The 15470-nt window shown below is 43.5% G+C and carries 8 protein-coding genes; 1 reads left to right on the top strand and 7 read right to left on the bottom strand.

All coding sequences use genetic code 11. From position 1 onward, the window contains the following. Window positions 1–16: 16 nt before the first annotated feature. The 4 genes from OEG80_RS01695 to pilM are packed head-to-tail and all read right to left on the bottom strand — an operon-like array spanning window position 17 to window position 3004. On the bottom strand, window positions 17–556 hold the full coding sequence (locus OEG80_RS01695) for a pilus assembly protein PilP (RefSeq protein WP_263241441.1): 540 nt from the start codon (window positions 554–556) through the stop codon (window positions 17–19). Continuing rightward, window positions 556–1287, bottom strand: coding sequence for a type 4a pilus biogenesis protein PilO (locus OEG80_RS01690; RefSeq protein ID WP_263241440.1), 732 nt, complete (start codon window positions 1285–1287; stop codon window positions 556–558). Before OEG80_RS01690 ends, OEG80_RS01695 begins: the two co-directional genes overlap by 1 nt. Further along, window positions 1284–1949, bottom strand: coding sequence for a PilN domain-containing protein (locus OEG80_RS01685; RefSeq protein ID WP_133104811.1), 666 nt, complete (start codon window positions 1947–1949; stop codon window positions 1284–1286). The genes OEG80_RS01690 and OEG80_RS01685 overlap by 4 nt, the downstream gene beginning before the upstream one ends. After that, on the bottom strand, window positions 1949–3004 hold the full coding sequence (gene pilM / locus OEG80_RS01680) for a type IV pilus assembly protein PilM (protein WP_133104812.1): 1056 nt from the start codon (window positions 3002–3004) through the stop codon (window positions 1949–1951). Before pilM ends, OEG80_RS01685 begins: the two co-directional genes overlap by 1 nt. Window positions 3005–3199: 195 nt before the next feature. On the opposite strand from pilM, the gene OEG80_RS01675 reads away from it, so the two are divergent. After that, the gene (locus tag OEG80_RS01675; protein ID WP_263241438.1) at window positions 3200–5893 is read left to right on the top strand and encodes a penicillin-binding protein 1A; all 2694 of its coding nucleotides are present in this window, start codon (window positions 3200–3202) and stop codon (window positions 5891–5893) included. A gap of 179 nt (window positions 5894–6072) precedes the next feature. Here OEG80_RS01675 and OEG80_RS01670 read toward each other — a convergent pair whose 3' ends face one another. From OEG80_RS01670 to rpoB, 3 genes are all read right to left on the bottom strand, one after another. Next, window positions 6073–6597, bottom strand: coding sequence for a DUF6586 family protein (locus OEG80_RS01670; protein WP_263241437.1), 525 nt, complete (start codon window positions 6595–6597; stop codon window positions 6073–6075). 259 nt (window positions 6598–6856) lie between these two features. After that, window positions 6857–11077 (bottom strand): DNA-directed RNA polymerase subunit beta', encoded by a 4221-nt coding sequence (gene rpoC / locus OEG80_RS01665; protein WP_041753252.1) that lies wholly within the window; start codon window positions 11075–11077, stop codon window positions 6857–6859. A gap of 151 nt (window positions 11078–11228) precedes the next feature. Then, the gene (gene rpoB, locus OEG80_RS01660) at window positions 11229–15347 is read right to left on the bottom strand and encodes a DNA-directed RNA polymerase subunit beta (RefSeq protein ID WP_263241436.1); all 4119 of its coding nucleotides are present in this window, start codon (window positions 15345–15347) and stop codon (window positions 11229–11231) included. Window positions 15348–15470 lie beyond the last annotated feature (123 nt).

Raw genomic sequence — 15470 nt, 5'->3', positions numbered from 1 at the left:
CAAAAAATCTGCCGACTTAGCTTATAGGGGACACCAGTGACTGGGGTTTTTCAACAAACCCAGCACGGCTGTCTGGCACAATTTCAATCAAGTTAATCTGAGTCGGTGTGATTTCAACAATACGACCGTCATTCAATCCAAGATAATTACCCACTCTAACACTAGCAACTGAGCCATCAGGACGCTGTACTAAAGCATACTGTTGACCTTCAGGCGAGATAACCACACCGCGAAAAATCAGTTGTGTCAGCTCGTACTGTTCAAGCGGTTCTTTGACTCGGGTTATATCAGGGCGTACCCCATCAATAAAGGTGGTCGGACCTTGTACGTTCACTAAACTCGGTGGCAAAAATGGACTACGCTGCGCACTGGCGCTATAGACAAAATCTTCTACCAGCTCGGCCTGAGGAGGAGGCTCAATCGGCTGCGCAGGCTGGTTACGGATATCAGCCATTGCCTGTTCTGCTAAACCGATACGATCCGTACAACCCGTTAGAGATAAAACAGTAGCGCTTAACAGCAATAACCTTAACTTAGGCAATTTTTGACTAGTCATTAGTTGCCTCCTGCAGCAGCATCGGTGGGTACAGCTTCAGCCGCCGCTACATCACCTTCAGGGACAGCTTCTTTTGAGCGATAGGTTTTGGTTTGCAATACCAAATTCAGCTCGGGTAAAACATCCAAGGTTGGCTGCGGATTACTGACTTCGAAGTCGTGCATGGTGATAATCCTTGGTAAAGCTGCCAAACCACTGATAAAGCTACCAAATTGATGGTAGTCACCCAACGCTGCAATACGAATAGGCTGCTCAATAAAGAATTCATTTTCAATTTCAGGCTCAACAGATATGTCCTGAAAACGTATGTTACTACCCACGCCCGTCATATTGATACCCTCAACCAATTCTGATACACGGGTATCTTTTGGTAGCTGGTCAAGCAAAGTATTAAACTCCGCTTCCATTTGAATCACTTGAGCTTGATAAGCTTGTAGATGGCGCGCGCGTGATTCTTTTTCACGGTAGCTATCGAGCAAGGTTTGTTGTTGGCTTTCTGCTGCTGTAATTTCATCGATTTTACTGCTGATTGGTAATGCCCATGACAAAGCAGCAATCAAAGCAATAATAAAACCAATGACGGTGACTTTAACAGCGAGCGGCCAACTGCCATAGTTTTCAGAATCCAATGACTCAAAACTGCGGCGAAACTCATTTAAATCAAACTGTTTTCTTTGTCTTATCACCGTCTTTTTGAGTTTAATGCGGGTTTTTTTACGGGTCAGTTTCATAACTCACCTCCAGGTACAATAGCGCCATCAGCACCTTCTACAGGAACGGCCGTTTCAGACTGTACTTTAGTCGTGATTACAAACTGCACATAGCTGTCTTCAGGATAAATAGGACGCGGTTGTTCACCTGGCGTAGTGACCGTATTTTCTAAAACAGGGGCTGCTTGATAAGCGGTAATGTTTTGCTGAATATTGCTTACGGCTGAATCGCCCATCCACTTACTGCTATCAAGATTACGAATCAAACTTGATACCACATTTGGATTGTCAGCAAGACCTGTTAATGTTAATACATCCCCTTCACGTTTTAGATTATTCAAATAAAGCGCTGGCGGAATGGCTTTAGCAAGATCATCCCATAAACGCACAGGTACAGGACGTCGACCTTGCAAGTCTTGAATAACTTGCATACGTGAGATGATATCTTCACGGCGCTGCTCTAAGCTATCAATCTCGACCAACGCTTTATCCAAGCGAGCGTTTTCTTGTTCAATCAGTGCATTGGCATCTAATTGTTCAGCAAGTTCGTTATTAAAATAACTCCACGTCGCAAATGCTGCAAGCAGAGACAACAGTGTCACTGCCACCACCAAGGTGATAAACTCTTTATTGCGGCGGGCACGCTCTTCTTCTCGCCAGGGCAGTAGGTTAATACGAGCCATTAGTCAAAGCTCCTTAACGCCAGACCGCAAGCGGCCATTAAGCTGGGTGCATCAATCGCCAGTTGCTCATGATCGATATGCGGCGCAATAGTCATATTAATGAACGGATTTGCAATACTCACAGGCACGCCCAATCGCTGCTGCGCCATACCAGCAAGACCCGCAATAGAGCTACTGCCACCAGCAAGAACCACATGATCGATACTACTATATTGACTTGAGGAGAAATAAAACTGTAAAGAGCGAGTGATTTGTTGGATGGTATTTTCTATAAATGGTGTTAAGACATCGGTATAGTAATCATCAGGTAGAGCACGCTCGCGCTTACTAATAGAAGCTTCTTCAGCAGACAAGCCATAGCGGTTTTGGATGGCTTCTGTCAGCTGACTGCCTCCAAATAACTGCTCACGACTATAGATAAACTCGCCATTTTTGGCGACATATAATGTTGTTTGATTGTGTCCGATATCAACCAGCGCCACCAAATCTGGCAAGTTTGGCAGACTGTCTGCCATCAAGCCAAAAGCACGCTCAATGGCATGTGACTCAATATCCATTATCTTGGTTTGCAGACCACCAAAGGTTAAGGCATCAACTCTTTGGTCAACGTTTTCTGAACGAGAGGCGGCAAGCAGTACTTGCACCATGTCATCATTGATAAGAGAGGGACCCAATACTTCAAAGTCCAAATTGACGTCTTCTAGCGGATAAGGTATGTATTGGTCAGCATCCAAACGAATTTGAGCTTCACGCTCAACGTCACTTAGCACCATATCCATATCGATGATTTTAGTAATCACCGCTGATCCTGAGACTGCTGTGGCTGCACTACTACCCGCCGCTTGGCAACGCCTTGCCAAGCCTGCTATAGTATTGCCTACCACTTCCGTGTCTACAATGAGTTTGTCGATGACTACGCCTTCAGGTAATATTTCAGTACCATAAGATCTTAGGTGAAAAACGCCTTGTTGGCGCTGTATGTCAACCAACTTCACTGAGGTGGTACAGATATCCACGCCAATCAAATGTCGACTCTTAGAAGTAAATAGCCTCACAAACTCTATACCTTATATTAAGTGTACAATCTGATAGTTATTTGTAATAATTTAGTACAATACTTTACTTAACAGATAGATTCAAGCATTTAAATGTCCTGTAGAGGCTAACTTACACATTTATTATTACTTGGCTATTTTGTTCAAGGTATAATGTTTTTTATCTGTTGCAAACCTTAATCGATAAGTCTGACTATGACCAAAAAAAATGCCACCGTTCGTCTCATTCACTTTTTGGTGGGGCTTTTCATTGCCTGTCTAGCGTTGGCGGTTGTATTAGCGCTTGCCGTTCCTATTGGCTTCTATGGTATGGCGATGTATTTATCGCCAACGTTGCCAAGCACGCAAGAAATTAAAACGGCAACTTTAGAGATGCCATTACAGATATATAGTAGTGATGACAAATTGATTGGGCAATATGGCAACCGTTTATCATTGCCTATTACCTTTGAGGAGATACCGGAAGACTTGACCCATGCTTTTTTGGCAGCAGAAGATTCTTCATTTTTTCAGCACAGCGGTATTAGTATTAAAGGATTAGGGCGCGCGGTCACCGAAGTGGTGACGGATGATGAAAGCCAAACAGGTGGCTCGACCATCACCATGCAGGTCGCCAAAAACTATTTTCTAAGCTCAGATCGCACGTTAAATCGCAAACTAACGGAATTATTTTTAGCCCGTAAGATTGAAGACGAGCTGAGTAAAAACGATATTCTTACCCTTTATGTCAATAAAATTTACTTAGGTGAAGGCGCTTACGGTATTCGTGCGGCTGCCAAAAAATATTATAGTAAATCGTTAGAAAATCTCACCATTGCTGAGATGGCAATGCTTGCAGGTTTGCCGAAAGCGCCCTCTAAATACAATCCTGTTGCCAATCCAAGCCGTGCGCTCACGCGCCGTAACTGGATTATTGGTCGCATGCATGAATTGGGTTACATCGACAAAACCCAATATGACGAAGCCATTAATGCGCCCATCGGTATTAAGCTTTATCAAGAAAAGCTGGATGTTAATATGCCGTATTTGGCAGAAATGACGCGCGCAGCTTTGGTTGATCGTTATGGTGAGCAAGTTATGCATGGCGGCTGGCGTGTACGCTTGACGGTTGATAGTCAAGCACAAATAGATGCAGAAAAGGCAATTTTATCTGGCTTGGTTGCTTACGAGCATCGCCATGGCTGGCGCGGCGCCGAAGCAAATGATGAACCGCTAAAGAATTTTAGTCGCTATAGCAATATGTCGCCTGCCAAAGTGACTAAAGTGAATACCAGTAGTTTTGAGGCAATCATGCTTTCAGGAGAAAGCGTGACCGTTAATTGGTCTGGTATGCGCTGGGCACGTAAATACATCTCTGCTGATCGTATTGGTTATTTTCCAAGTAATGCCAGCCAAATAGTGAGTAAGAACGATATTATTCGCCTGATACCGACTGCTAGTGGTGGCTGGCAGCTTGGTCAAATACCTGAGATACAAGGTAGTTTGGTTTCTCTGAATCCTGATACCGGTGGCGTTCGTGCCTTGGTCGGTGGCTTTGATTTTAACCATAGTAAATTTAACCGTGCTCTGCAGGGCTGGCGTCAACCGGGTTCCACCATTAAACCCCTTGTCTATACAGCAGCATTAGAAAAAGGCTATCGTCCAGATAGTATAGTTTCGGATCGCCCGCTTCAAGTAGGTGACTGGAAACCAAAAAACTCTGATGGTCGCTTCTTAGGTGATATCACGTTAAGCCGCGGACTTTATTTATCACGTAACTTAGTATCTATTCGCTTGCTGCAAGCAATTGGCATCTCTGACGCTCGTAACTTATTAGATGAATTTGGTCTTGATAAAGAGAAGCTGCCAACTACTTTGTCTTTAGCGTTGGGTACAGGTCAAGCAACCCCATTACAAATGGCAACCGCTTACGCCACCTTTGCCAATGGCGGGCATCGCATTCAACCTTATTTTATTGAACAAATTTATAACTATAATAATAAGCTTTTGTTTCAAGCCAATCCCCAGCAAGCTTGTGCCCTATGTTTTAATGAGCAGCTCGACGATGTCAATAAAAAACTAACTGAAGAATATGATGCAAAAATAGAGGAAAGTAAAAAAGTAGCTGAAGACAATAAAACAGGCGACGCTAAAGAATCGCCGGCAAGTAAAAATACAGAAACTGATATAGAGGCTGACAAGAGTAACACCCCTACTAAAGACAGTAACAAGATTGATTTGAGCATTTACGATGCCAGTCCAGAATCAGATCGCCTAAAAGCACCTGTTGTACAGTACGTACGCGCTGAACAGGCTCCGCGTATTTTAAAGCCTAAAGTCGCTTATGAGATGGCAGATATCTTACGTGATGTAATACAGCGTGGTACAGCGTTTAAAGCAAGATCTTTGGGACGTGATGATATTGGCGGCAAGACAGGAACCACCAATGAAGCGAAAGATGCTTGGTTTGCAGGCTTCCATCCTACCAATGCAACCGTCGTCTGGATGGGATTTGACCAACCATCAACCATGGGTCGTCGCGAATATGGTGGTGTGGCAGCCCTACCCGTTTGGATGGATTTTATGAAAGCCCAACTTAACGACACGCCTAGCCAATGGGTCTCTATTAACAACCGTGCCAAATCCAAGAAACAAAAGCAAAACATTATAGAGATGATGGATGAAGGGGTCACTGAACTTGATGGCGAAGATACTGATACAGGCAAATCGGAAAAACCAGTAAAGACATCTATTCAGAAGCGCCAGCCACCTGCTCCAAAACCTGTTGAAACGCCGGCAGTTACGACCGCTGTTAAACCTGCTAATAATGGTATTACTAATAGCCCAGCGCAGAAACCAAAACCATTAGTAGTCAAGCCTGTAGAACGTATGCCAGCGATGCCTGAGTAATAGACTGCTTTCAATATTGATACATTTAAAAAAGGCTGGTTCAGTAAACACTGAGCCAGCCTTTTTTATAGGACATATTTCAATTGCATTTAATTTTATGCCCTACTCAGCTTAAAGGTAGCAGCTAATCATTAAGTACTCATAACGAAGCTTTGAAAATATAATCTAAGCCATAAGAACTAAAATTCCACCATACCAGCACGTAGCTGATCAATCAGCTCCAAAAACTGCTGACGCCATTCACGTATGGTCGCATCATCTGGCAACCATTGATTGGACAGTGTCACTACATTGACAATCAAATCAGGCACTTGTTTTTTGTCATCAGCCGCTTTATCCACCGAATGCTCAGATATCACGGCATATAGACAACGCTGATAGGCATGTTCTATATCAGCCAGAAATCCTTGCTGCTGTAACTGCTTTAGACGCTGCACTTCAGGTGATACTTGCGTACGCTCGATCAGTGCTTCTTCGATATCTAGCAATGTCGGCGTCGTCAGCGTTATATTATAAAAGTGACCAAGCTCTTGTAAAAAAGCTAAAAACGTACCGTATAGATGAAAAATAGCGGTCTCACAATGTGCTTGATATAACTGCTTGTCAGTCGTGTCTGCAGCGGCTTGACAGGCAAGGCGGCAAAAATACAGCTTTTGATTGGTACGGTCAGCTTGATACTTGGCAACGCGAGTTTTATCTGCCATGCGCTTATCCTTTTTAGTGAGTACTGCTAAAAATAATCAGAAATTACGAATACTTATGAATACTAGAGCCAAAATCTCTGACTATTTAAGTAATGCAGTTATGCAGTTATGCAGTTATGCAGTTATGCAGTTATGCAGTGTACTATTTTATCTCATCATTTCCCAAGAAGAAACTTGTTGTGATGGAATTTTAAAGCAAAAAAAGCCAGCAACTTAGGCTGGCTTTTTTATTTATTCAAATAACTAAACGCTATCTAGTTTAATGATTACCTTGATTCAACTCTTGAGCAAAGGCTTCATCGAAGCTTGCAAAGTCTGTCGCATCAGTCGTTGCTGACATATCAAACGCCGCATTTAAGTCTTTATCTTGCAGTTTTTGCTCTGCTTTTTCTTTACGAGCTTTATGATAAGCAAGACCAGTACCAGCCGGAATCAAGCGACCAACGACTACGTTTTCTTTCAGACCACGTAATTCATCCACTTTACCAGTAACTGCAGCAGCCGTTAGGACACGAGTCGTTTCCTGGAACGATGCGGCTGAGATAAAGCTTTCGGTTGCCAAACTTGCTTTGGTAATACCAAGTAATTGACGTTCAAACTGAACTGGAAATTTGTCTTCCGCTTCTAGCTTGGCATTCAATGCTTTGATATCAGCATATTCTACTTGATCACCTTTAAAGTGGTTTGAATCGCCGCCATCAGTAATCTCAACTTTACGCAACATCTGACGAATGATAACTTCGATGTGCTTATCGTTGATTTTTACGCCCTGCAGACGATAAACGTCCTGTACTTCGTTAACGATATAGTCAGCAAGCGCGGTTTGTCCTTTCAGACGTAAGATATCATGCGGATTCTGTGGACCATCAGCAATAACCTCACCACGAGCAACAGTCTCGTTTTCGAAGACGTTAATCTGACGCCATTTCGGGATCAGCTCTTCATGAATCTCGCCATCTTCATTAGTAATAATGAAGCGATTTTTACCTTTGGTTTCTTTACCAAAGCTAACAACACCCGTCATTTCAGCCATGATAGCGTGATCTTTTGGACGACGTGCTTCGAATAAATCAGCTACACGTGGCAGACCACCGGTAATATCTTTGGTACCTGAAGACGCTTGTGGTACACGACCTAGAATCGAACCGGCTGCAACTTTCTCACCGTCGCTGACGCGAATGATGGTTTCAGCAGGTAAGAAGTAAACGACTTCTTTACCTTCGTCTGTGTTCAAGATAATCGCCGGACGTAAGTCTTTTGCTGAGCTTGAACGATCTCGAGTTGCTAGAATCTCAAACGAGCTCATACCAGTCGCGTCATCAACTTTTACGGTAGCCGTTAAGCCATCAGTGATTTCACTGAAACGTGCGGTACCCGCGAATTCTGTAATAATAGGATGCGTGTGCGGATCCCACTTAGCGATGGTTTGACCGCCTTCAACTTGGTCTTCATTTTTTACAAGAACGCTTGAACCATAAGGTACTTTATAGCGCTCACGCTCACGACCAAGCTCATCAGTCAAGGCGATTTCAGCTGAACGCGATACGATAACCAAATGACCATCAGTATGCTGTACAGTCTTCATGTTTTCAAAATGCGCTTGACCAGCACTACGAACTGAAATGCTGTTGTCCACAGAAGCAGAACTTGCCGCTCCACCAACGTGGAAAGTACGCATGGTCAACTGAGTACCAGGCTCACCGATAGACTGCGCCGCCATAACACCAACAGACTCGCCGATATTCACTTTATGACCACGAGCAAGGTCACGACCATAGCACTGTGAACAAACGCCATGTTCGATATTACAAGTAATCACTGAACGTACCCAAATATCATCGATTGCATTGTTATCTAGTACTTTAACCCAATGCTCATCGATCAACGTACCCGCTGGAATCAAGATTTTTTCAGCATTATCGTTATAAGTGACATCACGTGCCGTTACACGACCTAGTACTAGCTCGCCTAACTTCTCAATGATTTCACCACCTTGGATATGCGGCTTCATGAGCAAGCCTTGCTCAGTACCACAGTCATCACTGGTAATAACCAAATCTTGTGCTACGTCAACCAAACGACGCGTCAAGTAACCTGAGTTAGCTGTTTTCAATGCCGTATCCGCAAGACCTTTACGCGCACCATGCGTTGAGATAAAGTACTGAAGTACGGTCAAACCTTCACGGAAGTTAGCTTTGATCGGTGTTTCAATGATTGAACCATCTGGCTTAGCCATCAAACCACGCATACCAGCAAGCTGACGAATCTGGGCGGCACTACCACGAGCACCAGAATCTGACATAATAAAGATAGAGTTAAATGACTTCTGCTCTTCTTCTTCACCTTTGGCGTTGATAATTTTATCAGTCGCTAAGTTGTCCATCATCGCTTTAGCGACTTTGTCATTGGTACGTGACCAAATATCGACCACTTTATTATAACGCTCACCAGCCGTTACAAAGCCTTGCTCAAACTGGTCTTCAATTTCACGCACTTCAGCTTCAGCGACTTCGATGATTTGCTTTTTCAGTGGTGGAATAACCATGTCATCGATACCGATAGACACACCAGATAGTGTCGCTTGTGCAAAACCAAGATACATCAATTGGTCAGCAAACATAACACTTTCTTTTACGCCCACTTTACGGTAGCAAGAGTTGATCAATTTAGAGATATTCTTCTTAGTCATCTCTTCATTACATTCGTCAAACGACATACCCACAGGCATGATGTTCCAGATTAACAAGCGACCAGCAACAGTATCTTTGATACTCGTCTCTTTAGTACGATTGCCATCATCATCAATATGCGTTTCAGTAACGCGTACTTTAATCTTGGCGTTAACATGTAAATCGTTTGAACCAATCGCACGCAATGCTTCATTAACGGTAGCAAAAATCATGCCCTCGCCTTTGGCATTTACTGATGAGCGGCTGATGTAATACAAGCCCAATACAACATCCTGTGATGGTACGATGATTGGCTCACCGTTCGCAGGAGACAAAATGTTGTTGGTAGACATCATCAGCGCACGTGATTCAAGCTGAGCTTCTAGCGTCAATGGCACGTGAACGGCCATTTGGTCACCATCAAAGTCGGCGTTGAATGCGGTACAAACTAGAGGATGGAGCTGAATCGCTTTACCTTCGATTAGTACTGGTTCAAATGCTTGCAAGCCCAAACGGTGAAGCGTTGGTGCACGGTTAAGGAGTACTGGATGCTCACGGATAACCATGGCCAGCATATCCCACACTTGTGGCTCTTCACGCTCTACCATCTTTTTGGCAGCTTTAATCGTCGTCGCCAAACCATGAGACAATAGTTTGTTATAAGTAAATGGCTTGAACAATTCAAGTGCCATTTTCTTTGGTAGACCACACTGATGTAGACGTAGGGTTGGACCAACAACGATCACCGAACGACCAGAATAATCAACACGTTTACCTAGTAAGTTTTGACGGAAACGACCTTGCTTACCTTTGATCATATCAGCCAAAGATTTCAATGGACGCTTGTTACTACCAGTAATGGCACGACCGCGACGACCGTTATCAAGCAAGGCATCTACTGATTCTTGCAACATACGTTTTTCGTTACGTACGATGATATCAGGAGCACTTAACTCAAGCAGACGCTTTAAACGGTTATTACGGTTAATAACGCGGCGATATAAATCGTTCAAATCTGATGTTGCGAAACGACCGCCTTCTAGTGGTACTAGCGGACGCAAATCTGGTGGTAGTACTGGTAAGATATTCATTACCATCCACTCAGGCTTGTTATTAGAATCACGGAATGCTTCTAATAATTTAAGACGCTTAGACATCTTTTTAAGCTTGGTTTCAGAACCCGTTTGCGGAATCGCTTCACGCAGCTCATCAATCTCTAAATCTAAATCGATATCTTTTAAAAGGTCTTGAACCGCTTCCGCACCCATTTTGGCAGTGAATTCATCACCAAATTCTTCAAGGGCTTTATAATAATCTTCGTCATCAAGCAGCTGATACTTCTCTAAAGAGGTCAGACCTGGCTCAGTCACGATGTAGCTTTCAAAATACAAAACGCGTTCGATATCACGAAGTGTCATATCTAGCAATAGACCGATACGGCTTGGCAATGATTTTAAGAACCAAATATGCGCAACAGGGCTCGCTAAATCGATATGACCCATGCGGTCACGACGAACTTTAGCGGTCGTGACTTCAACGCCACATTTTTCACAGATAACGCCTTGGAACTTACGACGCTTATATTTACCACATAAACATTCAAAATCTTTTACTGGACCAAAAATTTTGGCACAAAAAAGACCATCACGTTCAGGTTTGAACGTACGATAGTTAATGGTTTCAGGTTTTTTTACTTCACCATGCGACCATGACTTAATAACGTCAGGCGATGCCAAGGTAATTTGGATGCTATCAAACTCATGGTTACCATTGCTGGTAGGGCTTTGCATGATATCGAGTAAATCTTTCAAGTTGCTTCTCCGTTATCTTTATAATCATCTGACAGCGTATTATGAGCGCGGCCACGATGAATGAAGGCAATGAATAGGGTTGAGACAAATTACTAAAAGCAGCAGCAATGAGCATACTGCCTTTAGTTGACAACTAAGTTAAACAACGGATTTAGTTGCTTTGTTTTAACTCAATATTGATACCCAGTGATTTGATTTCTTTGGTCAATACGTTAAACGATTCAGGCATACCTGGATCCATATATTGCTCACCATCGACGATGTTTTTGTACATACGCGTACGGCCTTCAACGTCATCCGACTTCACAGTCAGCATCTCTTGTAGCGTATATGTCGCGCCGTAAGCCTCTAGTGCCCAGACTTCCATCTCACCGAAGCGCTGACCACCAAACTGAGCTTTACCGCCGAGTGGCTGCTGCGTCACTAGTGAGTAAGAACCTGTTGAACGCGCATGCATTTTGTCATCGACCAAATGGTTAAGTTTAAGCATATACATATAACCGACCGTTACTTTACGGTCAAACTTCTGACCAGTACGACCATCATACAACGTCTGTTGACCATCGCGATCCATACCAGCAAGCTCTAACAGATCTTTAACTTGGCTTTCTCTTGCGCCGTCAAACACTGCTGTGCCCATTGGAACACCAGCACGCAAGTTGTCTGCTAGCGCCATGATGTCATCATCACTCAAGCTATCAAGATCAACTTGCTCACCGCCGACTTGGTTATAGATTTTGTCTAAGAAGTCACGTAAGTCTTTGATCGCTGCTTGCGATTTAAGCATACCATCGATCTTCTCGCCCAAGCCTTTTGCCGCCATACCCAAATGCGTTTCTAGGACCTGACCGATGTTCATACGAGATGGTACACCAAGCGGGTTCAAGACGATGTCGACGGTATTACCATTTTCATCATAAGGCATATCTTCGACTGGCATAATGCGCGAGACAACACCTTTGTTACCATGACGACCAGCCATTTTATCACCTGGCTGAATACGACGCTTAACCGCTAGATATACCTTAACGATTTTTTGTACGCCATGTTGTAAGTCATCACCAGCGGTTAGTTTGCGTTTTTTCTCAGCAAACTTCACATCGATGTCTTTTTGCTTATCAACCAAATACTCAGCGATTTGCGTTAGACGCTCAGAGATTTCTTCTTCAACAGGCTGAATATCAAGCAAAGTCTCAAGGCTCATATCTTTCATATCAGCCAATGCCATCACTGTACCGGCTTTTAGACCAGAACCACCACTGACTTTTTGACCATCTAATAAGTTACCAATACGACCACGGGCCGCTTCTTCAAAGATACGTAGCTCTTCTTTTAAATCTTTACGATAGCTATCAAGCTGTGATTTTTCAATTGCTCTTGCACGTGCATCTTTTTCAACGCCGTCACGAGTAAAGACTTGAACGTCAATAACCGTGCCTTTGCTTGATGTTGGAACACGTAGCGACGTATCTTTCACATCAGCCGCTTTTTCACCAAAGATAGCCCGGAGCAATTTCTCTTCTGGCGTTAGTTGCGTTTCACCTTTTGGCGTCACTTTACCAACTAGAATATCACCAGCATCAACTTCAGCACCGATATAAACGATACCCGCTTCATCAAGGCTTGATAGAGCTGCTTCGCCAACGTTTGGAATATCCGCAGTAATCTCTTCAGTACCAAGCTTGGTATCACGAGCCACACAAGTCAATTCTTGGATATGAATAGTGGTGAAACGATCTTCTTTAACTACTTTTTCAGACAGCAAGATTGAATCTTCGAAGTTGTAACCATTCCACGGCATAAATGCGATGCGGATGTTCTGACCCAATGCCAACTCACCAAGATCCGTTGACGGACCATCGGCCAAAATATCACCTACAGCAATAGCATCGCCTTGGTTAACGATAATACGTTGGTTGATACAAGTGTTTTGGTTAGAACGCGTATATTTAACTAAGTTATAGATATCAATACCGGCTTCACCAGCAATCATCTCATCTTCATTTACACGAACCACAACACGTGAGGCATCAACGTCTTCGATCACACCGCCGCGCTTAGCAATAACACAAACGCCAGAGTCACGAGCAACGTGACGCTCCATACCGGTACCTACTAATGGCTTATCAGCACGTAGCGTAGGAACGGCCTGACGCTGCATGTTTGAGCCCATCAAGGCACGGTTAGCATCATCATGCTCTAGGAATGGAATCAGACCAGCGGCTACAGATACAACCTGACTTGGCGACACATCCATATGTGTCACTTTTTCTGGCGGCATACGGACGAATTCACCATAGCTACGTACACTAACCATTTCATCAGATAACGCGCCATCGGCAGTTACTGGTGAATCAGCCTGTGCAATGACCGTACCGACTTCTTCAATCGCTGACAGATATTCAATAACGTCCGTTACTTTACCATCTACTACACGGCGATAAGGTGTTTCCAAAAAGCCAAAGCTGTTGGTTTTAGCAAAAGTCGCTAATGAGTTAATCAAACCAATGTTTGGACCTTCAGGAGTCTCAATCGGACATACGCGACCATAATGGGTATCATGTACGTCACGTACTTCAAAGCCTGCACGCTCACGGGTCAGACCACCGGGTCCTAATGCAGACACACGGCGTTTATGCGTGACTTCAGACAATGGATTATTCTGATCCATAAACTGAGACAACTGGCTCGAGCCAAAGAATTCTTTGACCGCCGCAGCAACAGGTTTTGAGTTAATCAAATCTTGTGGCGATAAGTTATCTGATTCTGCTGAGCTTAAACGCTCTTTGACGGCACGTTCAACACGTACTAGACCAACACGGAATTGGTTTTCTGCCATCTCGCCTACTGAACGAATACGACGGTTACCCAAATGGTCGATATCATCAACTTCGCCGCGACCATTACGAATCTCGATTAGCTCTTTTAGAACGTTAACGATATCAGCATTGGTCAATACGCTACGTTCGCGCTGGATGTCAGCGTCATCAGTATCTACAAAATCAAGACCTAAACGACGGTTAAACTTCATACGACCGACATTCGATAAGTCATAACGATCCGCGTTAAAGAACATGCTGTCAAAAAGTTTCTCAGCAGTTTCAACTGTTGGTGGCTCACCTGGGCGCATGACTTTATAAATTTCAATCAAAGCTTCTTCACGGCTTGACGTGCTATCAGCACGTAGCGTATCTGCAATGTAACTACCTTGATCGATATCGTTGGTAAACAGAATACTAAATTCTTTAATAGATTCACTGGCTTCAAACGCACTTAATTTAACCAATAATTCATGGTCAATGAGCGTGTTAGCGCGAGCAATAACTTCATCATTAACGATGATGTCTTCGGCTAAAATGCGCTCATATAAGTATTCATCAGGAATCGAGATTTTCGTCATACCGGCTTCTTCAAGCTGACGGATACGGCGAGCATTAATACGTTTGCCCTGCTCAACAACCACGTCACCTGCAGGAGTCACGATGTCGAACTGTGCCATCTCGCCACGTAAGCGATCCGCAACCAGATCAATCTCGAACTGCTCTTCGCCTTTATAAACTCGCACTTTTTCAAAGAATAAATCTAAGATCTCAGAAGTGCTTAAGCCTAAAGCGCGTAAAATAATAGATGCCAATAACTTACGACGACGGTCAATACGAGCAAAAACCAAGTCTTTAGCATCGAACTCAAAATCTAACCATGAACCACGGTAAGGAATGATACGCGCGTTATAAAGCACCTTACCACTTGAGTGCGACTTACCTTTATCATGGTCAAAGAACACACCAGGTGAACGATGTAGCTGAGATACGATTACACGCTCAGTACCGTTAATAATAAAGGTACCGTTAGCAGTCATAAGTGGCATCTCGCCCATATAGACGCTTTGCTCACGGATATCTTTAATAGCCGCTTTGCTGTCTTTATCTTTGCTGTCTTTGTCTTTGATGATTAATCGAATTTTGACACGCATAGGCGCAGCAAATGTCGAACCACGTAAGATACACTCACGCTCATCAAATTCAGGCGTACCTAAATAGTATTCAACGAATTGTAGCTCTGCGTTACCAGAGTGACTCTCAATTGGGAAAATAGAAGAGTATGCAGCTTGCAAGCCAGTATTCTCACGAGCTTTTGGCTTTTTATGCTCTTGCAAAAATTGCTCATAAGAATCTACTTGGATAGACAACAAATAGGGAATGTCCATCACAGTAGGCAATTCAGCAAAACTTTTGCGAATACGCTTTTTTTCAGTATAAGAATATGCCATCGAGAGTCCTTACAGTAAACGTGGAAACAAATTAAAATCGCGGCTGGCGTGCATAAATACTATGCAAACTAAGCGACGTAAACGATAATATAAAACAGGTGTTCTTTTTAAAGCATAGTTAAT

The organism is Psychrobacter sp. SC65A.3 (assembly GCF_025642195.1).
GTDB lineage: Bacteria > Pseudomonadota > Gammaproteobacteria > Pseudomonadales > Moraxellaceae > Psychrobacter > Psychrobacter cryohalolentis.
Note: the sequence above shows the minus strand (reverse complement) of the source record. Positions and strands in the feature narration are given on the sequence as shown.